This is a genomic window from Noviherbaspirillum sp. (assembly GCF_035254865.1).
Classification (GTDB): domain Bacteria; phylum Pseudomonadota; class Gammaproteobacteria; order Burkholderiales; family Burkholderiaceae_D; genus Noviherbaspirillum.
In genome coordinates this window covers 1-24,948 of sequence record NZ_DATFAF010000008.1, presented here as the reverse complement: position 1 = coordinate 24,948, position 24,948 = coordinate 1, and the positions used below count along the sequence as shown (strand labels likewise).

The 24,948-nt window shown below is 61.9% G+C and carries 25 protein-coding genes; 14 read left to right on the top strand and 11 right to left on the bottom strand.

Annotation, left to right across the window (positions count from 1 at the left end; translation table 11 throughout):
- Positions 1-1,499 (bottom strand): diguanylate cyclase (locus tag VJ651_RS02270; RefSeq protein ID WP_324105862.1); only part of this gene is annotated, 1,499 nt, incomplete at its 3' end.
- A 524-nt stretch (positions 1,500-2,023) separates the two neighbouring features.
- Here VJ651_RS02270 and VJ651_RS02265 point away from each other — a divergent pair.
- The 9 genes from VJ651_RS02265 to VJ651_RS02225 all read left to right on the top strand — a co-directional run bounded on the left by VJ651_RS02265 (position 2,024) and on the right by VJ651_RS02225 (position 10,940).
- Positions 2,024-2,197, top strand: a complete 174-nt coding sequence (locus VJ651_RS02265) for a hypothetical protein (protein WP_168798630.1) — start codon at positions 2,024-2,026, stop codon at positions 2,195-2,197.
- A 10-nt stretch (positions 2,198-2,207) separates the two neighbouring features.
- Positions 2,208-2,753, top strand: coding sequence for a cytochrome C oxidase subunit II (locus VJ651_RS02260; protein ID WP_324105861.1), 546 nt, complete (start codon positions 2,208-2,210; stop codon positions 2,751-2,753).
- An 11-nt stretch (positions 2,754-2,764) separates the two neighbouring features.
- A complete protein-coding gene (locus VJ651_RS02255; RefSeq protein WP_136417649.1) occupies positions 2,765-4,471 on the top strand; it encodes a cbb3-type cytochrome c oxidase subunit I in 1,707 nt (568 codons plus the stop codon).
- An 88-nt stretch (positions 4,472-4,559) separates the two neighbouring features.
- Complete coding sequence (cyoE, locus tag VJ651_RS02250) at positions 4,560-5,426, top strand: heme o synthase (protein WP_292938368.1); 867 nt, start codon at positions 4,560-4,562, stop codon at positions 5,424-5,426.
- The gene (locus VJ651_RS02245) at positions 5,414-6,220 is read left to right on the top strand and encodes an SCO family protein (RefSeq protein WP_324105860.1); all 807 of its coding nucleotides are present in this window, start codon (positions 5,414-5,416) and stop codon (positions 6,218-6,220) included. Before cyoE ends, VJ651_RS02245 begins: the two co-directional genes overlap by 13 nt.
- 269 nt (positions 6,221-6,489) lie before the next feature.
- On the top strand, positions 6,490-8,115 hold the full coding sequence (locus VJ651_RS02240) for a hydrogenase iron-sulfur subunit (RefSeq protein WP_324105859.1): 1,626 nt from the start codon (positions 6,490-6,492) through the stop codon (positions 8,113-8,115).
- Complete coding sequence (locus VJ651_RS02235; protein ID WP_324105858.1) at positions 8,108-8,602, top strand: hypothetical protein; 495 nt, start codon at positions 8,108-8,110, stop codon at positions 8,600-8,602. The genes VJ651_RS02240 and VJ651_RS02235 overlap by 8 nt, the downstream gene beginning before the upstream one ends.
- A complete protein-coding gene (locus tag VJ651_RS02230) occupies positions 8,599-10,032 on the top strand; it encodes a cbb3-type cytochrome c oxidase subunit I (protein WP_324105857.1) in 1,434 nt (477 codons plus the stop codon). The genes VJ651_RS02235 and VJ651_RS02230 overlap by 4 nt, the downstream gene beginning before the upstream one ends.
- Entirely contained in the window at positions 10,029-10,940 is a 912-nt protein-coding gene (locus VJ651_RS02225; protein ID WP_324105856.1) for a COX15/CtaA family protein, read from the top strand. Before VJ651_RS02230 ends, VJ651_RS02225 begins: the two co-directional genes overlap by 4 nt.
- Before the next feature lie 14 nt (positions 10,941-10,954).
- Here the strand turns inward: VJ651_RS02225 and VJ651_RS02220 are convergent, their stop codons facing one another.
- Positions 10,955-11,782, bottom strand: coding sequence for a c-type cytochrome (locus tag VJ651_RS02220; RefSeq protein WP_324105855.1), 828 nt, complete (start codon positions 11,780-11,782; stop codon positions 10,955-10,957).
- Positions 11,783-12,196: 414 nt separating this feature from the next.
- Between VJ651_RS02220 and VJ651_RS02215 the strand changes: the two genes are divergently transcribed.
- From VJ651_RS02215 to VJ651_RS02195, 5 genes are read left to right on the top strand one after another with little or no spacing between them, the layout of a single operon-like run.
- Positions 12,197-13,879 (top strand): cbb3-type cytochrome c oxidase subunit I, encoded by a 1,683-nt coding sequence (locus tag VJ651_RS02215; RefSeq protein ID WP_324105854.1) that lies wholly within the window; start codon positions 12,197-12,199, stop codon positions 13,877-13,879.
- Positions 13,864-14,460, top strand: a complete 597-nt coding sequence (locus VJ651_RS02210; protein ID WP_324105853.1) for a cbb3-type cytochrome c oxidase subunit II — start codon at positions 13,864-13,866, stop codon at positions 14,458-14,460. Before VJ651_RS02215 ends, VJ651_RS02210 begins: the two co-directional genes overlap by 16 nt.
- A gap of 48 nt (positions 14,461-14,508) precedes the next feature.
- Positions 14,509-15,099: a c-type cytochrome gene (locus VJ651_RS02205; protein ID WP_324105852.1), complete on the top strand. Its 591-nt coding sequence runs from the start codon at positions 14,509-14,511 to the stop codon at positions 15,097-15,099.
- Entirely contained in the window at positions 15,077-15,754 is a 678-nt protein-coding gene (locus VJ651_RS02200) for an SCO family protein (RefSeq protein WP_324105851.1), read from the top strand. Before VJ651_RS02205 ends, VJ651_RS02200 begins: the two co-directional genes overlap by 23 nt.
- Positions 15,751-16,401, top strand: a complete 651-nt coding sequence (locus VJ651_RS02195; protein WP_324105850.1) for a hypothetical protein — start codon at positions 15,751-15,753, stop codon at positions 16,399-16,401. The genes VJ651_RS02200 and VJ651_RS02195 overlap by 4 nt, the downstream gene beginning before the upstream one ends.
- A gap of 19 nt (positions 16,402-16,420) precedes the next feature.
- Here VJ651_RS02195 and hemN read toward each other — a convergent pair whose 3' ends face one another.
- The 9 genes from hemN to VJ651_RS02150 form a co-directional block, all read right to left on the bottom strand.
- On the bottom strand, positions 16,421-17,812 hold the full coding sequence (gene hemN / locus VJ651_RS02190; protein ID WP_324105849.1) for an oxygen-independent coproporphyrinogen III oxidase: 1,392 nt from the start codon (positions 17,810-17,812) through the stop codon (positions 16,421-16,423).
- Positions 17,813-17,905: 93 nt separating this feature from the next.
- Positions 17,906-18,520: a hypothetical protein gene (locus VJ651_RS02185; RefSeq protein ID WP_324105848.1), complete on the bottom strand. Its 615-nt coding sequence runs from the start codon at positions 18,518-18,520 to the stop codon at positions 17,906-17,908.
- A 23-nt stretch (positions 18,521-18,543) separates the two neighbouring features.
- Positions 18,544-18,900: a DUF59 domain-containing protein gene (locus tag VJ651_RS02180; protein ID WP_324105847.1), complete on the bottom strand. Its 357-nt coding sequence runs from the start codon at positions 18,898-18,900 to the stop codon at positions 18,544-18,546.
- Between the two features lie 32 nt (positions 18,901-18,932).
- A complete protein-coding gene (gene sufU / locus VJ651_RS02175; RefSeq protein ID WP_324105846.1) occupies positions 18,933-19,379 on the bottom strand; it encodes a Fe-S cluster assembly sulfur transfer protein SufU in 447 nt (148 codons plus the stop codon).
- Entirely contained in the window at positions 19,376-20,638 is a 1,263-nt protein-coding gene (locus VJ651_RS02170; RefSeq protein ID WP_324105845.1) for a cysteine desulfurase, read from the bottom strand. The genes sufU and VJ651_RS02170 overlap by 4 nt, the downstream gene beginning before the upstream one ends.
- On the bottom strand, positions 20,638-21,990 hold the full coding sequence (gene sufD, locus VJ651_RS02165; RefSeq protein WP_324105844.1) for a Fe-S cluster assembly protein SufD: 1,353 nt from the start codon (positions 21,988-21,990) through the stop codon (positions 20,638-20,640). The genes VJ651_RS02170 and sufD overlap by 1 nt, the downstream gene beginning before the upstream one ends.
- The gene (sufC, locus tag VJ651_RS02160) at positions 21,987-22,775 is read right to left on the bottom strand and encodes a Fe-S cluster assembly ATPase SufC (RefSeq protein ID WP_324105843.1); all 789 of its coding nucleotides are present in this window, start codon (positions 22,773-22,775) and stop codon (positions 21,987-21,989) included. Before sufC ends, sufD begins: the two co-directional genes overlap by 4 nt.
- A gap of 16 nt (positions 22,776-22,791) precedes the next feature.
- Complete coding sequence (sufB, locus tag VJ651_RS02155) at positions 22,792-24,240, bottom strand: Fe-S cluster assembly protein SufB (RefSeq protein WP_136417668.1); 1,449 nt, start codon at positions 24,238-24,240, stop codon at positions 22,792-22,794.
- A gap of 10 nt (positions 24,241-24,250) precedes the next feature.
- Positions 24,251-24,742, bottom strand: coding sequence for an SUF system Fe-S cluster assembly regulator (locus VJ651_RS02150; protein ID WP_136417669.1), 492 nt, complete (start codon positions 24,740-24,742; stop codon positions 24,251-24,253).
- Between the last annotated feature and the right edge of the window lie 206 nt (positions 24,743-24,948).

Below are 24,948 nucleotides of genomic sequence, written 5' to 3'. Positions count from 1 at the left end.
TCTCCGCCGAAACGGCAGACGACGTCGCTCGCGCGCGCCTCTGCCTGCAGCTCGATGGCGAGTTCCTTCAGGACGGTGTCGCCGGCCTGGTGGCCATAGAGGTCGTTGAAGCGCTTGAAGTGGTCGATGTCGCAGACGATGATGCTGAAGGATTTTCCGTAGCGGCGGCTGCGCTCCAGTTCGCTCTGCATCATGCCGTTGAGCGCGCGCCGGTTGAACAGGCCGGTCAATGGGTCGCGCTCGGCGAGGCGGGCCAGTTCCGCATTGGCGTTTTCGAGGTCTTCCGTGATCGCCTGCACGAAGTGCTGGTAGCGCAGCAGGATGCGCATGTGGTTGTCTTCGTACAGATTGCGTGACTCGAAGGCGGACCCGCTCTTGTCCTGCCTTGCCTTGCAAGGCGCGGGCGATTCGCGCATCGCGACCACCACCATGGCGGCATTGCGCAGCCCGGCTGCTTCCGGGCGGCTGCAGAATTCGCCTGCAGTGATGAAGCCGGCGGTCGGTGCCAGCCGTTCGAAGGGCGACAACTCCAGGTCGATGCCGCGTTGCAGGACGAAGTGCCGAATGATGCAGGAATAGATGTGGATGGCTTCCGGTCCGAACTCGCGCACCGCGCCTTCCAGTACCTGCACGCGCTGTCTCATCGACTCGATGCGTGCGTAGCCGAAGTGCACTTCCTCGCCTTCCTGCAGTTCCGCGGTAAACAAGATGCTGCCGTCGTCGCGTACCTGGTAGGGCACGCGTGCATGCAGTTCGCCATGCCGTTCCACCAGGAGGGGAAACTCCATGACATTCAGGAAAAAGTTGTCGCTGGAATCGATGCCGAGATAGCGCTTGTAGATGTCGATCGCGGGCTTGTGGTCGATCATCGAGACGATCGGACCCGCCGCCTTGGTGATGGTCAGCTTGCGCCCGATCGGCTGCCAGCCGAGATGCACGTCACGCTTGATTTCCAGCGTGCCGCCGCACAGTGCAACCGCCACGAAACCGCCGTGGGTCATGCGGTGCTGCGAGATATCCGCCGAGCCACCGCCGAAGACGGGAAATCCTGGGGACACTGTATTGATAGTTGCCAGAAGGAGATCGCAATTGAAGGCCAGGGGCGTGGCAAGCAGCAGCACGCCCTTGATGGAAGCGATCCTGTCGCCGAGCGCACCGACCAGGCGCTTCGCCGCGTCCACCTCCTCGCCGACGTGGCAGTCCTGTTCGACCAGGACCAGTTCCGCGGTATCGAAGCAGGTCAGGGACATGACGGAGCGTGCGTCACATACCTGGCCGTGGCTGATGTGACCGAAGGTGGTTGCGCCGACCACCACGATGTCTTCGCGCAGCGCGCGCAAGGCGTCCACGATCGCGGTGATCCATTGCGTGTCGTCGTCCCTGTTGTAGATCTGCACCAGCACGCTTTTGGCAGCGCGTACGGAAGCTTGCAGATCCGGCTGTCCCAAAAGGGCATGCAGTTCGCCAAGGTCGGAAAAGGCTCCGGTCAGCAGTTTCATTCCGTCAGCCGTCGTGAAAATTGTTCAGATTGCGATTTCGCGGGCTGCCCGGCGCGAATGATTCATCCGCGTTCATCAAGGCCATGCAGCATTGAAATCAACCTTAGCATTGATATTTCCGGCTCGCAAATAAAACGCAACACTTTCGGTCCGAGCGCCAACCCGCGGTAATGGCTCTTGTGGCTTTTACGGCATACGGGCGATGAAGCCTCGCGCGATTATTTTCCTGTCGGCGCAACGCAGCAAAGCGCGCCGGATTTCGTCTCACATCCTGACGGCGAGACCGCTTCACGACGCACTATCGCCAAATTCCCGCGACGCACAAAGCGACCTTTCGACGGCCCGATCGCAGCCTTCGGCCAGTCGACCTTTTTCTTTTTTCTTGATTCGTATCATGTTTTTTCGTTTGGCGCTTGCGTAACTTCTACCTTGCCAAAAGTCTACGTTCGTGATTTCGATCAAATCGGCGTACCCGCGCCGCTCCATATAACCAATGCCGGATCACCGGCCACACGGAGGAAACGATGTCTGCAAATCCTGAGTTGCATACCAACGAAGAATCGGAAGAGCGTGTTCCCATCATGCAGCAGATCCTGGATAACCCGTTCCTGCTGCTGTTCATCGGTGTCGCCGTTCCGACGGTGTTCTACACCATGTGGGGAATCATGGAAATCGTGACGATCCCGATCGCGAAATAAGGAGACTGCTATGAGCGCCATACATCCGCCAACCACGAGGCTGTGGTGGAAACAGCCGCTGGACCGCGTCGAAGGAACCTGGATTGCGATCGCTTTCTTCTGGTGCCTGATCATGTTCTTCATGATGCCGTACTGGCATGTGACCGGGAAGCAGAACCTGTCGAATGAAGCCTACCGCGTCTCGCCGGAAGCCCATGGCAAGAAGGCGCAGGAGATGGTCGACAAATACACGGTGCGCACCGAGAGCGACCAGAAGATCCCGGTGGTGCATCCGCCAGCGGGCAGCGACGTCTATCTGGTTGCCCGCCTGTGGGCATGGTGGCCGATCCTCGAACTGGAAAAGGGCAAGAGCTACCGCTTGCACCTGTCGGCCATGGATTACATGCACGGCTTCTCCCTGCAGCCTTCGAACATCAACCTGCAGGTCATTCCCGGTTACGACATGGTGGTCACCGTGACGCCGAACCAGGAGGGAACCTATTCCATCGTCTGTAACGAGTATTGCGGCATCGGCCATCACACCATGGTCAACCGCCTCTATGTCGTGAACAAATAAGGGGGATGCCCATGGCTAACCAAGAGACTTTCCGCACCTGTCCGCGGACGGGGCTGCAGTTCCATACCTCGGCAGAAAACCTGATGAAGGCCAACGCCGTTGCCGCCGTCGTGTTCCTGCTGATCGGCGGCATTCTGGCGCTGCTGATCGCACTGACGCGCTGGCCGGCGGTGCACCTGCTGCCCGCCGACACCTTCTATCTGGTACTCACCGCGCATGGCCTCGACATGCTGGTGTTCTGGATCATCTTCTTCGAGATCGCGGTCTTGTACTTCTGCTCCTCCACCCTGTTGCGATGCCGGTTGGCGACGCCCAACATGGCGTGGCTGGCGTTTGCGCTGATGCTGATCGGCGGGATCACCACCAACGTGGCGATCTTCCAGGGCAATTCGAGCGTGATGATGACCTCGTATGTGCCGATGCAGGGCAGCCCGGCCTTCTATCTCGGCCTGATCCTGTTTGCGGTCGGTGCGCTGATTGGCTGCTTCATCTTCTTCGGCACGCTGGTTGTCGCCAAGGCGGAGAAAACCTACACCGGCTCGATTCCGCTGGTGACCTTCGGCGCCATGACGGCCGCCATCATCGCGGTGTTCACGATTGCGTCCGGCGCGATCATCCTGATCCCGACCTTCCTGTGGGTGGTCGGTTACATCAAGGCGATCGATCCGCTGATGTATCGCGTGATCTGGTGGGCCTTCGGCCATTCGTCGCAGCAGATCAACGTCGCCGCGCACATCTCGGTGTGGTATGCGATTGCCGCCATCGTGTTCGGCGCCAAGCCGATGTCCGAGCGCGTGTCGCGCACCGCCTTCCTGCTGTATATCTTCTTCCTGCAACTGGCCAGCGCGCACCACATCCTGGTCGATCCGGGCGTTTCCTCCGAATGGAAGATCTTCAACACCAGCTATGCGATGTACCTCGCGGTGCTCGCTTCCATGGTGCACGGCCTGACCATTCCGGGCGCGATCGAAGTGGCGCAGCGCGAGAAGGGTTTCAACAAGGGTCTGTTCGAGTGGATCCGCAAGGCGCCATGGGGCAATCCGGTGTTCTCCGGCATGTTCATCTCGCTGGTCGGCTTCGGTTTCCTCGGCGGCATCTCGGGCGTGATGATGGGTACCGAGCAGCTCAACCTGATCATCCACAACACGATCTACGTGCCGGGCCATTTCCACGCAACCGTCGTGATCGGCACCACGCTGGCCTTCATGTCGCTGACCTACTTCCTGATTCCGGTGCTGTTCAAGCGCGAAATCATGTTCTCGGGACTGGCGAAGTGGCAGCCTTATCTGTTCGGCATCGGCATGAGCGTGTTCTCGCTGGTGATGATGGGCGCGGGTACGCTCGGCGTGCCGCGCCGCCACTGGGACATTTCCTTCGCCGGTACGGCCTTGCCCTATGAATTCCCGGGCAGCGCCTATTTGCTGATGTCGCTGGTGGGCATCAGCGCGGTCGCGGCGGTGATCGGCGGCGGCGCCTACATCCTGATCACGGTCTGCTCGATCCTGTTCGGCCGCAAGCTGGAAGGCGGCGCGCTCAGCAACAAGCCGACCCCGGTTGTCACGCCGGTGACCGCTTCGGTCGGCGGACATGGCGGCGTCGGCATTGCCGGCTTCGCCGCACCGGGCACCTTCGTGTTCGCGATGGTGTTCCTGGTTGCCTTCGTCCTGTACTACTTCATCAACTGGAAGTACCTGTCCCAGGTGTGGGGCATGAGCTGACAGGTTGCATGCCACGGGCTCCGCTTTCCGCAGGAAGGTGGAGCCCGCGATGGCATCCATGTCCCAATTCCTCTGGAGAGCAGCCGACATGAGCAACCCCATCAAACAAATACTCAACGTTTTCAAACTCCGTATCGGCGTGGTGATCGCGCTGACTGCGCTCACCGGATTCGCCATGACGCCGGGCGCGCATGCGCCGGCGTGGAAGGCGGCCCTGATCGGCATGATGGTGCTGTTCTCGGCGGCGGCAGCCGGCGCCTTCAACCAGTATGTGGAGCGCGACATCGACGTCAAGATGACGCGTACGCGCAACCGCCCTTTCGTCACCGGCACGCTGCGGCATGGACCGCACTGGCTGTGGCTGATTGCCATCATGGTGATCGGATCGACGCTGGCCACCGGCTGGGCGCTCAACTGGGTCTCGGCGCTGTATGTGTTTCTCGGCGCATTCTTCTATGCGGTGGTCTATACCGTCTGGCTCAAGCGCCGCACCTGGCTCAATATCGTGGTCGGCGGGCTGGCCGGCAGCTTTGCGGTGATGGCGGGCGCGGCGGCGGTCAATCCGCAGCCCGAGCCGCTTTCCCTTTCGCTGGCGCTGGTCCTGTTCCTGTGGACCCCGCCGCACTTCTGGAGCCTGGCGATCGCGCGCGCCGACGACTACACGGCCGCGGGTGTGCCGATGCTGCCGGTGGTGATCGGCGTGCCGGCAGCCGCGCGGGTGGTGCTGGCCAACACGATTGCGCTGGTGTCGGCATCGCTGTTGCCGATGTGGTTCGGCGCCGGCCCGATCTACCTAACCGGGGCGCTGATCGGCGGCGCGTATTTCCTGGACAAGAGCGTGCGCCTTGCGCGGCGTCCGGATCGCGCGAGCGCGATGGTCAACTTCCACGCCTCATTGCTGCAACTCACCGTGCTGATCACCGCGGCCGTCGCCGATGCGGTATGGCGGCACTAGCAAACAAATCGAAAGCGCTGATCGCCGCCTTGATGCTGTCCACAGGATGGCATGCCGGCGCGGCGGAACAGGCGCAGCTCGACCCGCAGGCTGTCTATCAGACCAGCCAGGCCGCGATCGGCACGACGCCGGGCGATTACGTCTTGCGCGACCGCACCGGCAAGCCGGTGCGCTTGTCGTCCTATCGCGGCAAGCCGCTGCTGGTGAGCTTTGTGTACACCGGATGTTTCCAGGTCTGTCCGAGCGATACCGTGCTGATTTCCAAGGCGGTGAATGCGACGCAGGACTTGTTGGGAACGGAAGCCTTTCACACGGTCACGATCGGCTTCAACGCGCCCTTCGATTCTCCGGAAGCGATGGCGGCATTCTCGCGGCAACTCGGCGTCACGGCGCGCAACTGGGAGTTCCTCAGCCCGGATCTGAAAACCGTGGCGCCACTGACGCGCGACTTCGGTTTCAGCTACCTCGCCACGCCGAAGGGTTTTGACCATATCACGCAGCTGAGCGTGCTCGATCGCAGCGGCCGCATCTACCGGCAACTGTATGGCGACAGCCTGAACGCGCAGGCCATCGTCGCGGCATTGCGCGACATCGACCACGGCGTGGTGTCGGTGCCGTCCGGCTGGTCGGGCGTGCTGGTGCGCGTGCGCCTGCTGTGCACCGTGTACGACGGCGGCACCGGCACCTATCGCGCCAATTACGGAGTGATCGTCGGTCTGCTGGTGGGCGCCAGCATACTCGGCAGCGTCGCATGGATGCTGGTCAGCGAGTGGAGACGCCAGCGCAAGGCTTAGAGAGTGCCCAGATGATTTTAATGGTTATGAATGTCCACGGAAAACACGGAAATCACGGAAGGAAGCGATATTTTTTGTCTTTTGTGGAAATCCCTAATTTCCCTGCCATAGAGCAGAGACTTTTTCCCGCGAACGACCTACAAGCCAGTCCGCGTGTTCCACAAAAAGCAAAAAATTCCAAGGATTTCTTCCGTGTTTTCCGTGGACATTCATAACGTTCTTCCGCACCGACTAGATTCGTCGGATGAACGATGAGGAGCAGATTTAACGTGACGGATCTATCAGTCAAGCAGGCCGACAAGCCTGCACCAAGGCCTGCAACTAAGCCGGCCACCTCGCCGTTTCCAGCAGCGCTGCGTTTGCTGCAATTCATCGAAAGAGCATTCGACCGCGCCTTCGGCACCGTGCATAACCCCTGGCACAGCCTCGGCGCGCTGTCCTACTTTTTCTTCTGGATCATCGCGGCCACCGGTCTGTACCTGTTCATCGTGTTCGACACCGGCGTCAACGGCGCCTACCAGTCGGTCGCGGCGATTACCGCGCAATGGTATTTCGGCGGCGTGATCCGCAGCCTGCATCGCTATGCCTCGGATGCCTTCACGGTGACCATGACGCTGCACCTGGTGCGCGAATTCCTGTACGGACGCTATGCCGGCTTCCGCTGGTTCTCCTGGGTCAGCGGCATTCCGCTCATCTGGCTGGCCTTCGCCAGCGGCATCAACGGTTACTGGCTGGCCTGGGACCAACTGGCGCAATTCATCGCGGTGGGTACGGCCGAACTGTTCGACTGGCTGCCGGTGTTCGGCGGCGCGATGGTGCGCAACTTCCTCACGCCGGAAACGATCAGCGACCGCTTCTTTTCCTTGCTGGTGTTCCTGCACATCGGCCTGCCGCTGCTGCTGCTGGCCGGGATGTGGATCCACATCCAGCGCATCAGCCGCGCCAAGACCAAGCCCTCGCGCATGCTCGGTTGGTGCACCTTCATCGGACTGATGCTGCTGTCGCTTCTCAAGCCTGCGATCAGCATGGCGCCGGCCGACATGATGGTGGCGCCGGCGGTTCTTCCGCTCGACTGGTTCTACCTGACGGTCTATCCCCTGCTGTATGCGTGGACGCCCGGCCCGGTGTGGGCGCTGCTGGTCGGATCGACGCTGGTGCTGCTGCTGATTCCGCTCCTGTTCAGGCGCAAGCGCGCGCCGGTGGCCGTGGTCAACCTGGACAACTGCAATGGCTGCGGACGCTGCTTCAACGACTGTCCGTATTCGGCGGTCATCATGCAGCCGCGCACCGATGGCGCGCGGCATGCGATGCAGGCGGTGGTCAACCCGGAACTGTGCGCATCCTGCGGCATCTGCGCCGGTGCCTGCCCGTCTTCCACGCCTTTCCGCAGCATCGGCGAGCTGGTGACGGGCATCGACATGCCGCAGCGCCCGGTGCAAGCCTTGCGCTCGGAGCTGGAAAGCGCATTGCACGGCCTGACCGGCAAGCAGCCGCGCATCGTGGTGTTCGGCTGCGATCACGGCATGCGCGTCAACAAGCTGGCAAGCGAAGATGTCGCGACCGTCAGCCTGCTGTGCACCGGGCAATTGCCGCCTTCCTTCATCGAGTTTGCGCTGCGCAACGGCGCGGACGGCGTGTTCATCACCGACTGCCATGAAGGCGAATGCGAATTCCGCCTCGGCCATGTCTGGACCCGGCAGCGCATCGCGGGCGAGCGCGAACCGCATTTGCGTCGCAATAACATCGACCTGGCGCGCCTGCGGCTGTCCTCGGGCAGCCTTGCCGAGTCGGACAAGCTGGCCGGGGAAATCGATGCCTTCCGCAAGGATTTGCTGAAGCTTGCGCCGATGCCGGATGCGAGCGAGGCCGAAGCAGCGGGAGAGCATCATGACTAAATGGATCGCACGCTGTGTCCTGTTTGCCGTGTTCATGCTGGGCGTCGGCTACCTGTCGAGCGCGCCGGCCTATCGACATCTCGGCAGCAACGAGGCGCTGATCCGCCTGAGCATCAGCCACACCGGACAACTGGTCGGCGACTGCCGCGACCGCAGCGCGGCCGAACTGAGCAAGCTGTCGCGCAATATGCGCGCCGCGCAGGTCTGCCCGCGCGAGCGCTCGCCGGTGACAATCGAGGTCGAATTCGACGGCAAGCCGCTGTACCGCGAAGTGCTGCCGGCCTCGGGCCTGTCGCACGATGGCGCGTCGAGCGTGTATCGCCGCTTCACGACGCCGGCCGGCGAACATCGCATCACGGTGCGCCTCAACGATTCGGTGCGGGTGAAAGGCTTCAATTACCAACGTAGCGAAGTCGTGCAATTGCACCCGGCGCAAGTACTGGTCATCGATTTCAATCATGAACAAGGTGGAGTGATCATCAAGTGAACGTCAGCACGCATACCCCTCCCGCAGCCGCTCCCGCCGCCCTTGCCGCTGCCCCGTCCGCCACCGATTTCTCGCTCGCGGTCGCAGGCGACGAACGCCGCACGCTGGCGCGCGCATGGCTGTGGCTGGCGCTGGCTTCGCTGATCGTTTCCGGCATCCTGTCGGTGCTGCTGGTGCTGTCGCGCACGCCCTACCTGCAAAAGCTGTTTCCGGTCGCGGACTTCTTCCATGTGGCGCTGGTGGTGCATGTGGACTTGTCGGTGCTGGTGTGGTTTCTTGCCTTCGCCGGGCTGCTGTGGAGCATCAACGGCGGACGCGGCCGGCTCGCGCTGGCATGGAGCGGCTGGGCCGGCGCGGCGCTGGGCGCGGCCATCATGAGCCTGGCGCCCTTCTTCGGACGTGGCGGCGCGATCATGAGCAACTACGTGCCGGTGCTGGAAGACCCGATGTTCATGAGCGGGCTGATCGTGTTCGGCATCGGCATCGCGCTGCTGACCCTGCGCAGCCTGCTGAGCGCGCCCAAGGTGGGCACGCGTCCGGACGGGCAGGCGGCCTTGTCCTTCGGCCTGAACACGGCGGCGGTGTCGACCGCGGTCGCGCTGTTCGCACTGGTGTGGTCGCTGCTCAAGGTGCCGTCAGCGCTGGAAGCGAAGGCGTACTACGAGCTGCTGTTCTGGGGCAGCGGCCATGTGATCCAGTTCACCTACACCTTGATGATGCTGGTGGCCTGGCTGTGGCTGGCCAGTGCCTGCAGCGCCCGGGCGCCGCTCACGCCGCGCGTTGCCCTGCTGCTGTTCGCCATCGGCCTGGCATCAGTGTTCGCGGTGCCGCCGATCTATCTCGCCTATGACGTCGCCTCGGTCGAACACCGCAACCTGCTGACCTGGCTGATGCGCTTCGGCGGCGGACTGCCCATCCTGCCGCTCGGACTCGCCGTCATCGTCGGCCTCGCCGGCTATCGTTCCCGTGCGCTGACGCCGCAGCAGAAGCCGCTGCACGCGGCACTGGTGTCGTCGCTGGCGCTCTTTGCAGCAGGCGGCCTGATCGGCTTCCTGATCCACGGCAGCAACGTGAAGATTCCGGCGCACTACCACGGCTGCATCGTCGGCGTGACGCTGGCGCTGATGGGCCTCACCTATCATCTGCTGCCGCGCCTGGGCTATCGGCAGCCGTCCTCGCGCATGGCGGCTTTGCAGCCATATGTCTACGGCGTCGGCCAGTTGCTGCACATCGTCGGGCTGGTCTGGTCCGGCGGCTACGGCGTGCAACGCAAGGTGGCGGGCAGCGAGCAGGTGCTGCGCAGCACCCAGGAAATCGCGGGCATGGGCTTGATGGGACTGGGCGGGCTGATCGCCGTGATTGGCGGTATCATCTTCCTGGTCATCGTTCTGAAGGCGATGACTTCCAATGCACACGGCGAGAATGAATGAACAGTGATGCGCGTTATGCCCGCTTGACAGCGAACCTGTGCGGATTTGCCGCGGCCTTGATGCTTCTGGTGCTGGCCACCAGCGCCTTCATCCGCATCGAACACAACGGTTGCACCAACATCGCCTTTCCCGCCACGCTCACTCTGATGTCGCGCGCGATGCATCGGGTCAGCGCCTCATCCGTCGGCCTGCTGCTGATCGCGATTTCCTTCTTCGTGCTGCGCTGCCGCCCCGTCGTCGGCAGCCGCAATGTCCTGCTCGCTCTGCTGTGGGTCCTGACGGTTTTTCTCGCCGTGCTTGGCCGCTTTACTTCGGGCAGCGTGGTGCCCGCCGTCGTGATCGGCAATGTGATCGGCGGAATGGCGCTGGCGGCCCTGTTCTGGCGCCTGCGGCTGGAGTTCGTGCCGCGCGAATCCTACCAGCGGCCGGAACGGGCGTTGAGCAAGCTCGCATCCACCGCGCGCTCGGTGGCTGCCTTCCAGGTATGGATAGGCAGCTGGGTAGCCGGCCTGATCGCCGAAATCGATTGCAAGGCGCTGACGTCAGCCGGCAAGCTGGCGCTGTGGCCGGACGTCGCGACCTGGAAGGCACTCAACCCGACAAGGATTTACTCGGCCGGCAACGCAGACCTGCTGCGGGCGGTAAACTGGCTGAGTGCCGTGCATGTGGCGGTCGCGCTCGTCCTGCTGGCGACCGTTGTCATGCTCTGTGGGCGGCTGCGGCATTCCGGTGGCGGACTGAATCGCACTGCCCCTGTGTTACTGGCCCTGCTCGCACTCCAACTCCTGCTCGGCATGGCGACGATCATCGCCGGCCGCGCGGTGCTGATCGGCGTGCTGCACAACATCGTCGCCGCGCTGCTGCTGGTCAAGCTGATCGACGTCGACTACCGGCTGCACCGGAGCTGAGATCCTGGCGTACGTCAGCCTTCGGTCCGCGCATCCTTGGGCTTGTCGCCCTTCGGCCAGTCCTTCGCCTTGCCCGGGAAGTCGGGGCGGGCCTGATGCGTGAAGTATTCGGCAACATCAACCGCTTCCTGCTCCGTCAGCGTATCCGGCTGGCCGAGCGGCATGTTGTGCCTGACGAAGGCGGCTGCCGTATAGGTGCGTGCCATGCCCGCGCCGACGTTGAAGGATTGCTTGCCCCACAAGGGCGGGAAGGCATAGCTGCCGTCGGGATTCTTCACCCCCTGCCCGTCCGCCTGATGGCAGCTCACGCATTTGGCCGCATACACCGCCTTGCCATTCTCCGCATTCGGCTTCAGATCCCGGTTGATCTGGCCGAAGCCGCGCCCCTGGACGCTCATGCCGACCGGGACACCGCTCGACAGCCACTGCATGTAGGCCAGGATGTCATTCATTTCCTGCGAGTCGTAAGGTAATGCCTTGCCGTTCATCGAGCGCTGGAAGCAATCGTTGACGCGCTGTTGCAGTGAATTGATTTTCCCGCTGCGCGAACGGTATTCGGGGAATGCGCCCCAGATGCCGACCCAGGGTGACGCGCCCGGCGTGGTTCCGGCATTGAGGTGGCAATTCGAACAAGTCAGCTTGTTGCCGACATTGTTCGGCAAGCGCTGATGCGTTTGCGTCAACAGCAGCTTGCCGTTGCGGATGGCGTCGCCCTGCGGCCCGGAAGGAATGGTGGATTCGTCCGGCACTTTGAACTCTGCCCGGGTCTGCGCGGTCTGTGCAATGGCCGGACTGGCCATGGCGCCGAACAGGGCAAACAAGGCAAGCGAACGTAAGGACATGATCTTCTCCCTGCAAAATGGACTCCCGCTATACAACGATGGCAGCGATGGCAACGAGGGCGTAACAGCAGGCGTCGGATTACCAGGCGTCGGCAAGCGCCTCACGTCTTGGTCGCGACAATCGCCTAGGTATTAAGACGATCTATATCGCGTGAAAGTATGACCGGACCGCAATCTCAAAAGTTCTGGCTTTTTTGCCAACAAGACGGCCGCATCAAGGATGGTCGGTGCGCGTGCCGACTTTTATTAGAAGAATAATTCAAGCGTTCGCTTAAACAAGCATTCTTCATATATCTTATAATGCCCCAGCTATAGCATGAGATACCGCGTTTCTCAAATGACTCAGGTCAAGGTTTTTCAAGGCAAATCGAAAACGCGGCATTCGGTATACCCCCACCCTTCATCTTCAGGATTATGGACACCGCCACCATACTGTTGTCTTCTTTTGTTCTGTCCATTACCGGACTGTTCTTTTTTATCTGGTCCCTGCGCAGGAAGCTGTTCGACAACAACCCGGCCGCCGCGCAAGTGATTTTCTCGCCGGGCGAGGTTGGCCGCATCGAAGAGCCCGCCGCCAACGCCGCGCAGCGCGCCGGCTTGCAGGATGCCGCCATCGCGCACAGTGGACCGGCGCTCAATGCGGAGCAGGAAGCGAGCCTGTCGAAAGAGCTGGCCGAGCGCATCGAGGCCGACAAGTCGACCGCCTTCGTGGCCTTCGTGTTCCTGGCCTGCGCGGTGGTGTGGCTGATCGTCGCCTCCAGCGCCGGCCTGATCAGCTCCATCAAGCTGCATGAACCCGACTGGCTGGTCAATCAGGCATGGCTGACCTTCGGCCGCATCCGCACCATCCACCTCAACGCAGTGGCCTACGGCTGGGCGCCGATGGCCGCGCTCGGCATCGCCATCTGGATGCTGCCGCGCCTGCTGAAAACGCCGCTGATCGGCGGCCGCTTCGCGGTGCTCGGCGCGATGATCTGGAATGCCGGCCTGATCGCCGGCCTGGGTTGCATCGCAGTCGGTCTGAACGACGGCATGGAGTGGCTGGAGATTCCCTGGCAAGTCGACATCCTGCTGGTGGTCGGCGGCCTGCTGGTCGCGCTGCCGCTGGTGTTCACCTTGCAGAATCGCCGTGTCGACCATCTCTATGTATCGATCTGGTACATGGGCGCTGCGCTGTTCTGGTTCCCCACGCTGTTTTTGATCGGCAATATTCCGGGCCTGCATTTCGGTGTCGAACAAGCCACGATGAACTGGTGGTTCGGCCATAACGTGCTCGGCCTGTTCTACACGCCGATGGCACTGGCTTCGGTGTATTACTTCCTGCCGAAAATCATCGGCCGTCCGGTGCAGTCGTACAACCTGTCGCTGCTCGGCTTCTGGACACTGGCCTTCTTCTACGGCCAGGTCGGCGGACACCACCTGATCGGCGGCCCGGTGCCCGGCTGGCTGATCACCTTGTCGATCGTGCAAAGCGTGATGATGATCATCCCGGTGATCTCCTTCTCGGTGAACCAGCATCTGACCATGCGCGGCAGCTTCAAGGCGCTGATCTATTCGCCGACCCTGCGCTTCATCGTGCTGGGCGGCATGATGTACACCGTCAGCTCGCTCCAGGGCTCGATGGAAGCGCTGCGCAGCGTCAACACCATCACCCACTTCACGCATTACACCGTGGCGCACGCGCACCTCGGGCTGTACGGCTTCTTCTCGATGGTGATGTTCGGCGCCGTGTATTTCGTGATGCCGCGCGTGATGGCCTGGGAATGGCCTTATCCGAAACTGATCGCCACGCATTTCTGGCTGGTCGTGACCGGCTTCTCGATCTACGTGGTCGGTCTGACCATTGGCGGCTGGCTGCAAGGTCTGGCCATGCTTGATGCAGCCAAGCCCTTCATGGATTCGGTCACCGTCACCCTGCCCTACCTGCAAGCCCGTTCCGTCGGCGGCGCGATCATGACGCTCGGCCACCTGGTCTTTGCGTTCCACTTCATCGCGATGGCTCTGCGTTACGGCCCGCGCCGCATCGGCGCCGCGCTGCTGCACACTCCCGCTCCCGTTGTCTCCCTGCCGCGAGAATATTCATGGAAAACGAACTGAAATTATTGACCGGCGCCATGGTGACGCTGGCGCTTGCGACGTCGACCCTGGTCGTAGTCCCCTACCTGCAACTGTCCGACCTGAAGCCGGCCGCCAGCCTGAAGCCCTACACCTCGGTGCAACTGCGCGGCCGTGAGCAGTACATCAAGAACGGCTGCATCTACTGCCACTCGCAGCAGCCGCGCGACAAGGCGCAGGCGCCGGACACCCAGCGCGGCTGGGGTCGCGCCTCGGTCGCCGCCGATTACTACTACGACAGCCCGCACCTGCTCGGCACCATGCGCACCGGCCCCGATCTCTTCAACATCGGAGCGCGCCAGCCGAGCGCCGACTGGCAGCTTGGCCACCTCTATCAGCCGCGCGCCTATACGCCTGGCAGCATCATGCCGTCCTACCCTTACCTGTTCGAGGTCAAGAACCAGGCCGACAGCGGCGACCGTGTGGTGAACCTGCCGCCCGGCTACGCGCCGCCGGGCAAGGTGGTGGTCGCCAAGCCGGAAGCGATGGACCTGGTGCAGTACCTGCTCGGACTTGACCACACTTATCCGGCCATCACGGCGGATGACGTCAAGAAGAAATAGCAAGTAGTCGCAGCGCCGCTTGCGAAGAAAACCACACGGAGTTCACACATGATTCAGGACATCAAGCAAACCGCCGCGCAGATGCGCGAGCATCCCGATCCGCATGAAAGCGGAACGCCGGTGCCGCGCAAGGTGATCGTCATTGTCAGCCTCGCGCTGCTGTGGGCCGTCGGCTACATCTTCATGGCGCGCCCCAATGCCGACCCCGCGCTGGGCGACAACCGCACCAAAACCGATCTGATGGCGCAGGCAGGAGGCGGCACGGCTGATGGTGCGCAGATCTTCGGCGCGCAATGCGCCGCCTGCCATCAGGCCACCGGCGCCGGCCTGCCCGGCGTGTTCCCGCCGCTGGCCGGCTCGGAATGGGTGACCGGCAAGGACACGCTCGCCGCCAACATCCTGCTGCATGGCATCTCGGGCAAGCTGACCGTGAAAGGCACGAGCTACGACGGCGCGATGCCGGCCTTCGGCGAAAAGCTGGACGACGCGCAGATCGCCGCAGTGCTCACCTATGTGCGCTCCAACTTCGGCAACAGCGCGGGCAAGATCGACGCCGCTGCGGTGAAGACCGCGCGCGAGGCAAGCAAGGACCGCAAGACACCGTGGAACGGTGACGATGAGCTGGGCAAACTCAAGTGATGCCGGCGCGCCGGTAAAGACTTTGCTGGCGCTGCTGCTGGTGGCCGCGCTCGCCGCCGTCGCGCTTCACAGCGTGACGGATGGCTTCCGCGTCTTCACGACGGAAGACGGGCGGCGTCTGGCGATCGAGGAGCATCCGCGGCATCTTCCCGCGACCACGATCCAGTACGAGGACGGCGGCGCGCTGCCGCTGGCACAGGCGCTGCACGAGGATGGCCGCGCGACCATCGCGGTGTTCTTCTACACGCGCTGCAATACCATCTGTTCGGTAGTCGGCACCGAACTCCAGCAGCTTCAGGACAGGATCAGGGCCGAAGGCCTGGAGTCGCAGATCCGCCTGCTGAGCATCAGCTTCGACCCGGATGACGGACAGACCGCGCTGGCCGGGTATGCGAAGCGCATGCACGCAGATGCTGGCGCCTGGCGCTTCGCACGGATCGCGAACACGCAACAGCGCCGCGAACTGCTCGATGCCTTCGGCATCACGGTGGTACCCGCGCCGCTGGGCGAATTCCAGCACAATGCCGCCTTCCACATCCTGACGCCCGACGGACGGCTGGCGCATATCATCGACTACGACCAGCCCGAAGTCGCGCTGGCCCATGCACTCGCGGCCGCACGACGCGCGAGCGCACGCCATGCAGCCGTGTCATGAAGACCATGCATTTCAAATTTTCCGACACCCTGAAGACAGCGGCATGGGCCGTGCTCGGCATCCTGCTACTTGTCGTCGCCATCGCATGCAGGCAAGCGCTTGAGCTGACCATGGCGCGCCATATGCTCGTGCAAATCCCGATGCTGCTGATCGCGGGCGTCGCGCTCAACCGCTTTCTCGCGCGCCTGCCCGGCCTGCGCCGCACGGCCCGATATGCGGCTTCATGGGACGAATATGGATTGACCGGCCTGGCGGTGTTTCTGCTGGCGAGCGCCTACTGGATGATTCCCAAGGCGCTCGACAGCGCGGTCGCGTCGGGCATGATGGAGGCCGGCAAGTTCGCCTCGCTGCTCGTCGCCGGTTTCGTGCTGCCCGCGTCGCTGTCGCGCGCCAACACCATTCTTCAGCTTTTCTTCCTCGGCAATTTCGCATCGATGATGGCGATCGCCGGCATGCTCTATCAGGACACGTCGACGCGCCTCTGCAATTTCTATCTGCTTGACGATCAGGTGCTGGCGGGCACCGGACTGGTCACGCTGGCTGTCGTGCTTCCGGTGTTGTGGTGCCTGGGGCAGGCATCGGTGAGGGAATTCTTCAGGGGCGGACAGCAAGCCGCCCCTGACGTGGTGAAGGTCGGGCATCCGTAAGCGACGGATGCCCGGTGACTTAGATCAGCTTCGAATAGGTGGACGTGGTCGGCTGCGTCAGATACTTGTCGAAGGCCATGCCGACCGCACGCACGAACAGGCGGCCTTTGGGTGTGACGCGAATGCCGCTGCGGTCGATGGTGATCAGGCCGGCATCCTCATACTGCTTCAGAATGCTCATCTCGGGCGCGAAATACGTCTCGAAATCGATCCCGTACTGGCGATTGATGTCCTCGAATTCCAGCGGCAGACTGCACATCAGGGTCATGATGATCTGGCGGCGCAGTAGGTCGTCCTTGCTCAGTTCAAAGCCTTTTTCGACCGGCAGGCGGCCCTGGTCGAGATGCTCGTAATACGCCTTCACCGTGCGCACCGACTGGCTGTAGGAACTGCCGACCTTGCCGATGGCGGACACGCCGAAACCGATCAGGTCGCATTCCGCGCGCGTGGTATAGCCCTGGAAATTGCGGTGCAGCGTCTTGTCCAGGCGCGCCTTGTTCAATTCATCATCCGGCTTGGAGAAGTGATCCAGGCCGATGTACACATAGCCCGCTTCCAGCAGGCGGCGCGTCGACATCAGGAATATCTGCAGGCGCTCCTCGGCCGACGGCAGGTCGGCGGCCACGATCAGACGCTGCGCCTTGAAGCGGCTGGGCAGGTGCGCGTAGTTGTAGAGCGCGATACGGTCGGGCGATACCTGGATCAGGCTGTCGAGCGTGCGGCTGAAGCTTTCCAGCGTCTGCTTGGGCAGGCCATAGATCAGGTCGGCGTTGATGGACTGGAAACCCGCCTTGCGGCTGTCGCTCACGGCCTTCTCGACCATTTCCAGCGGCTGGATGCGGTTGACCGCCTTCTGCACTTCCGGGTCGAAGTCCTGCACGCCGAAGCTGGTGCGGTTGAAGCCGAGGCCGGCCAGCATGTCGAGCGTGCCGTCGCGCACCGTGCGCGGATCGATCTCGACGCCGAGTTCGGCGTCGGGCGTGAATTCGAAGTGCTTGCGCACCATGGCCATCAGCTGGCGCAATTCGTCGGCATTGAAGAAGGTCGGCGTGCCGCCGCCCAGATGCAGCTGCGCTGTCTTGCGATCGGGGCCGATGTGCGACGCGACCAGCGCCATTTCCTTGTCCAGGTAGCGCAGGTATTCGGTTACGCGCTCATGGTCTTGCGTGATGATCTTGTTGCAAGCGCAGAAATAGCAAAGCGATTCGCAAAACGGCAAATGCAGGTAGATCGACAAGGGCGGGTTGGCGCGGCCTTCGGCGCGCTGCGCCAGATAGGTATGGTAGGTCTGGTCGGTAAAACCGGCGTTGAAACGGTCCGCCGTCGGGAAGGACGTGTAGCGCGGACCGAGTTTGTCGAACTTGCGAATCAGTTCTTCGGACAGTTCGATATCTGGCAGGGAGGAAGTCACAGGCGTATCCAAAAGGTTGTCTTGCAGCGTATTTTGCCGCAAGTTTGCGATTGCCGTGCGACAGTATTTGATCGGGACAAGTTCCCCGCGGCCTCAGACTGTGGCTGCATTGACTGAGATCAACTCCGGATCATCTGCGTGCTCGATCAGGATGCGCCGTACGCGGTCTTGCCAAAGCGTGGCGAATTCCTCCCCTTCCTGGGGCGTGGCGACGCCTTCCAGCAGTTTCCTCAACAAGGCGCCGCCACGCGGATCGCCCTGCACCCGGCCCATGTTCATGGCAAGCTGCACCGACTCACCGGTATCGACACGCTCGAAACTCGCTTCGCCCTCGATCGCACAGGAAAAATACATCAGGTCCTGGCGCCGGAAGTTGCGCCCGATCCCCTTGAACCCACCCGGCCCTGCCGCGCCTGTTATCAAACTCACCACACTTCCGATCACCCCGGTCACGCCCTCATCGGCCGCCGAAGCAAAGCGCACCTGCACCTTGCCGCGTTCCGGCGTCTGGTCCGGGTACAGCAGTGCCAGCGCGCGGCGCGTCATCAGGTACGCCCCGGCCACGGTCGGGCACGAGTGTCCGGCCAGGCGCACCGCGTCAATGTAGTGGTAAGTAATCAAGCCGTCGGAAAACGCACCGAGGAATTGCGAGAGCCCGTCATGCAAAGTGATGGCAGGCGCCTGGTCGAAGAATGCGGGGTAGCTCATTGTCTTTTTACCTTGAAAGATGTTTACAACAGTCCGAGTTCAAGCTTGACTTCATCCGTCATGGAATCGATGCTCCACGGCGGCTCCCACACCAGTTCCACATGCACCGAATTCACGCCCGGCACTTCCGCCACGCGCCCCTCGACCACACCGGGGAAGGTGCCCGCTACCGGACAGGCCGGCGCGGTCAGGGTCATTTCAATTTCGACATGCCCCTCGGGATCGATGTCGAGCGTGTAGATCAGGCCCAGGTCAAAGATGTTGACCGAGATTTCCGGGTCGTAGATCGTGCGCAGCACGGCGATGATGTCGGATCTCAGTTCGTCTTCATTCACGACGGATTCGGCCTCGTTGGCCAGTATGTCCTTGCTTGCTTCCATGTTGATTCTCGCTCAGTGTGTCGATGACGGATTCATTCGGTGGTGACCGGTGCGGCCCGGTCCTTCAGTGCCGCCTGCATGGTGTGCCATGCCAGCGTGGCGCACTTCACGCGCGCCGGATATTCCCGCACGCCTGCCAGCACTTCCAGTTTTCCCAGATCATCGTCCGGCGTGGCGTCGTCATGCGTGACCAGATGGTGAAATTCCTCGAACAGGTGCGCGGCCTCGTCCAGCTTCTTGCCCTTGAGCGCATCGGTCATCAGCGAGGCCGAGGCGGTCGAGATGGCGCAACCCGTACCCTCAAAGCTCACATCCTGGATCACGTCGCCTTCGACATGCAGGTACACCGTCAACTGATCGCCGCACAAGCGGTTGTGGCCGTGCGCAACATGGTTGGCATCGGCCATCGCGTGACAGTTGCGCGGCTTCTTGTAGTGATCGAAGATCACTTCCTGGTAAAGATCACGCAAATCACTCATCGCTGAAACATCTCCTGTACTTTCCGGATTCCTGCGATCAAGGCATCCACTTCGGCGTGCGTGTTATAGAGCGAGAACGACGCGCGCGCGGTGCCACCGATACCGAAGCGCTGCATGATCGGCATCGCGCAATGATGGCCGGCACGAATCGCGACACCGTCGTGGTCGAGAATGGTGCCGATGTCGTGCGGATGCACGCCCTCCAGCGTGAAGGACAGGATGCTGGCCTTCTGCTGTGCGGTGCCGATGATCTTCAAACCCTTGATGCCGCTTGCCAGTTCGGTGGCATACTCCAGCAGCGCGTGCTCATGCGCAGCGATGGCCGCGATGCCGACCGACGATACATAATCCAGCGCGTGACCGAGTCCGATGGCGCCCGCGATATTCGGCGTGCCGGCCTCGAATTTGTACGGCAGCTCGTTGTACAGGGTTTCGCCGAAGGAAACCGAACTGATCATGTCGCCGCCACCCTGATAAGGCGGCATTGCGTCAAGCAGCGTTTCTTTCCCGTACAAGGCGCCAATGCCGGTCGGCGCAAAAATCTTGTGCCCCGAGAACGCATAGAAGTCGCAGTCAAGCTCGCGCACGTCCACGCCAAGGTGCGCAATCGCCTGTGCGCCATCCAGCAGCACCGGCACCTCATGCGCATGCGCCATCTCGATGATGCGCTTCACCGGCGTAATGGTACCGAGCGCATTCGAGAGATGCGTGATCGCGACCAGCTTTGTGCCGGGACCGATCAAGTGGCCGAGCATCTCGACATCCAGCTCGCCGGCTTCGTTCACCGGCACCACGCGCAGTTCCGCGCCAGTCTGGCCGCACACCATCTGCCACGGCACGATGTTGGAGTGATGCTCCATCGCGCTGACGATGATGTTGTCTTCCGCGGTCAGGCGCGGTCGTGCATAGCTTTGCGCCACCAGGTTGATCGCTTCGGTCGTGCCGCGCACGAACACGATTTCCCTGGTGCTGGCCGCGTTGATGAAGCGCCGTACCTTTTCGCGCGCCGCTTCATACTCGTCGGTGGCACGCTGGCTCAGCGTATGCACGCCGCGATGCACGTTGGAATTGGTATGCCGATAGAACGCAGCCTCGGCTTCAATCACCGATACCGGCTTGTGCGTCGTCGCCGCGTTGTCGAGATAAACCAGCGGCTTGCCGCGAATCGTTTCGCGCAGCACGGGAAAATCCTCGCGCCAGCGGGCGACGTCGCTGTTGATGTGGCCTGGATGTCGCAACACTTCCGATTCCATTTTCATCACAGTTCTCCGAGTCGTTCTTCCTGCCCGATGCGTTCGATACGGCCCTCCTTCGGAAGACGCGTCAGCAGGATTTGTTCAAGCCGGGACCGCAAGGACGCGACCCGGATGCGTTCAATCACATCATGCGCGAAGGCATGCACCAGCAGACTGCGCGCCACGACCTCGTCGATACCGCGCGAGCGCAGATAGAACAACTGCGTTTCATCCAGCTGTCCGACCGTTGCGCCGTGGTTGCATTTCACATCGTCGGCGTAGATTTCCAGTTCCGGCTTGGTGTCGATTTCCGCATCGCGCGACAACAGCAGGTTATGGTTGGCCTGATACGCATTGGTCTTCTGCGCGCCGGGCTGCACGACAACCTTACCGTTGAACACCGCATGCGACTGGCCGTCGAGCACACCGCGATAGTGTTCGCGGCTGGTGCCGTTGGGCTGGCGATGGTCGATGCGCGTGTGGTGGTCCACATGCTGCTGCCCGCCGACCAGATACAAGCCATTGAGGATCGCGTCGCATCCCGGCGCCTCAAATGCCGTCGTGATGTCGTTGCGCGCCAGGGCCGCGCCCAGCGAAAACGAATGCGATTCCAGGCGGCTGTCGCGCTGCTGCAGCGCGTGAATGCCGGCCACATGGAATGCGCCCGCTGCTTCCTGCTGCAGCTTGTGATGGGCGACCGTCGCATTGGCGGCAGCGAAGATCCGTGTCACCACGTTGGTGAAGTACACCGCGCCGTCCAGCCCGGCATAGTGTTCAATGATCGTCGCCTGTGCGCCTTCTTCGGCAACGATGATGTTGCGCGCGTGATTGGCGCCGCCCTCTTCCGTCGAAATGAACAGCAGATGCACCGGCGTCTCCAGCACCGTTCCGCGCTTCAGATGCACATAGGCGCCGTCGGCCATGAAGGCAGTATTGAGCGCACCGAAGACTGTTGCTTGTGCCTCGTTCGCAAGATAGGGTTCCAGTACTTCCGGCGCCACGTCGAGCGTATCGGCGAGACTGGCCAGCTTCACGCCGTCCGGCAATGTCCCGATGGAGGACAGCCACGGCGCATAACGGCCGTTATGGAACACCAGCACATGATCGGACGCGCTGCCTTGCGCAAAACGATCCACCAGCGCCGCTGCGCCGGCACTGCTGCGGCATTCGATGGTGGAGCGGAATGCCTGCTTTTCAAACGCCGCCACGCTGGTGTATTTCCATTCCTCGTCATGCCGGGTCGGGAAACCACGTTGCGCAAAGACATCCAGCGCACTCTTGCGCAGCCGCCCGAGCCAGGGCACACCGCTGCCCGGCAACAGGTCGATGACGCGCGCGAAGTCGGTCAGGTAATGGTTGCGAGCTTCGGACATCATCTTGCCTCCGCGCGTACCGGGGTGCGCTTGGCGGATGCGGACGCGGCTTCGTCCAGCCAGCCATAGCCGCGCTCTTCCAGTTCCAGCGCCAGTTCCTTGCCGCCGGACTTGACGATGCGTCCCTTCGACAGCACATGGACGAAATCCGGCACCACGTAGTCCAGCAAGCGCTGATAGTGAGTCACGAGAATCATCGAGCGCTCCGGGCTGCGCAGCGCATTGATGCCCTTGGCGACGACTTGCAGCGCATCGATGTCGAGCCCGGAGTCGGTCTCATCGAGAATCGCGAGCTTCGGCTCCAGCAAGGCCATCTGCAGAATCTCGTTGCGCTTCTTCTCGCCGCCGGAAAAGCCTTCGTTGACCGAGCGGTACAACAGCTCGTCGCGCATGTCCATCTGCTTCATCTTTTCCTTGATGAGCTTGAGGAATTCCATGGCATCGAGCTCGGGAAGCCCGCGATGCTTGCGCACGTTGTTGACCGCAGCCTTGAGCAAATGGACATTGCTCACGCCGGGAATCTCGACCGGATACTGGAAGGCGAGGAACACGCCTTCGCGTGCGCGTTCTTCCGGCGCCAGCGGCAGCAGGTCGCGCCCCTGGAACAGAACTTCCCCGCCGGTCACTTCATAGTTTTCGCGTCCGGCCAGCACCTGCGCCAGCGTGCTCTTGCCCGAGCCGTTCGGCCCCATGATCGCATGCACCTCGCCCGCGTTGACGGTCAGGTTCAGACCGCGCAGGATCGGGTTCTTTTCGACAGATGCTTGCAGATTGGTGATTTTCAACATGTTTGTTTTTCCTCAGTTAACCCACGCTGCCTTCCAGGCTCACGCTCAACAACTTCTGTGCTTCCACCGCGAATTCCATCGGCAGTTCCTTGAAGACTTCCTTGCAGAAGCCGTTCACGATCATCGACACCGCATCTTCCGCCGACAGGCCGCGCTGGCGACAATAGAAGAGCTGGTCTTCGCCGATGCGGGAAGTCGATGCCTCGTGTTCGACGCTCGCGGTCGGATTACGTACCTCAATGTACGGGAAGGTGTGCGCGCCGCACAGATCGCCCAGCAGCAACGAATCGCATTGCGTGTGATTGCGCGCGTCCTCGGCGTTCTTCATGATCTTCACCAGGCCGCGATACGCGTTCTGGCCATGCCCCGCCGAGATGCCCTTCGACACGATGGTGCTGCGTGTGTTGCGCCCGAGATGGATCATCTTGGTGCCGGTATCGGCCTGCTGATAATTGTTGGTCAGCGCCACCGAATAAAACTCGCCGGTCGAATTCTCGCCGCGCAGCAGCACGCTCGGATACTTCCATGTGATGGCCGAGCCGGTCTCCACCTGCGTCCAGGAGATATGCGAATTCGCGCCGCGGCAATCGCCGCGCTTGGTCACGAAATTGTAGATGCCGCCCACGCCGTTTTTGTCGCCGGGATACCAGTTCTGCACCGTCGAATACTTGATCTTCGCGTTGTCCAGTGCGACCAGCTCCACCACGGCGGCATGCAACTGGTTCTCGTCGCGCATCGGCGCGGTGCAACCTTCGAGATAGCTCACATACGCGCCTTCGTCGGCGATGATCAGCGTGCGTTCGAACTGCCCGGTGTCTTTCGCGTTGATGCGGAAATAGGTCGACAGCTCCATCGGGCAGCGCACGCCGGGCGGGATGTAGCAGAACGAGCCGTCGGAAAACACTGCCGAGTTGAGCGCCGCATAGAAGTTGTCGGAAGAAGGCACCACCGAGCCGAGGTATTTCTTCACCAGTTCCGGATGTTCCTGCACGGCTTCGGAGAAGGAGCAGAAGATGATGCCGAGTTCGCCCAGCTTGTCCTTGTAGGTCGTGCCCACCGACACGCTGTCGAACACCGCATCGACTGCCACGCCCGCTAGGCGCTCGCGCTCGTGCAGCGGCACGCCCAGCTTTTCATAGGTGCGCAGCAGTTCCGGATCGACCTCGTCGAGACTCTTCGGCCCGTCCTTCATCGATTTCGGCGCGGAGTAGTAAATGATGTCCTGATAATCGATGGCCGGAAACTTGACGGCCTGCCACTTCGGCTCGGTCATCGTCAGCCAATGCCGATACGCCTTCAGGCGCCACTCCAGCATGAATTCCGGCTCCTTCTTGCGCGCCGAGATCAAGCGAATCGTGTCCTCGCTCAAGCCGCGCGGCACGGTATCGGTTTCCAGTTCGGTGACGAAACCATGTCGATATTCGCCGCCGATCATTTCGTCCAGTGCGGTGACTGCTTCTGCCATGATGTCCTTCCTATGTTCCGTTAAACCCAGCGGCAGCCGACTTCACCGACCGCTTCAATGTGATCTCGCTGGCATCGATCTTCTGCATATCCGGCCGCACAAGCGGCTGCACCATCTGGTCCAGCGTAATGTCCTGCAACACGCCCAGCACGGCGCGATTGATGCGTTGCCAGTTGGCGCGCACCGCACATCCGGTTTCCTGCACGCACAGGCCGGGAGTGACGCTGCACTCCGTCATACCGATCGGCCCGTCCATCGCATAAATGACGTCCGCCATCGAAATCTGCTGCGGCGGGCGCGACAACAGATAGCCGCCCTTCGCCCCGCGCAAGGACATCACCAGCCCGCCGCGCGTCAGCATCTTGAGAATCTTGCTGACCGTCGGCGCCGGCACATGAATGGCAGCCGCGATCTCCGCCGAACTGCGACTGCGCTCCGGTTCGCTGATCATCGCGGTCAGAACCACAGTGCCGTAGTCGGCCATCTTGCTCAGCCTTAACATGGTCTTGTGCCCATTCCTTAATCAGTACCGATTTAGTCCTGTAAACATCGTTTAAAAATCCCAGGGAAGGGAAATTGCCTGGGATTTTCCCGATGGAAAAGCTAGTGCGTTAAATAAACGTCACTTCAACGCGCATCACTTCGCCGACAAGAATCAGCATAGGGCGTTCGGCGGATAGTGCAAGCGCATGCATTGCACCACGTTCA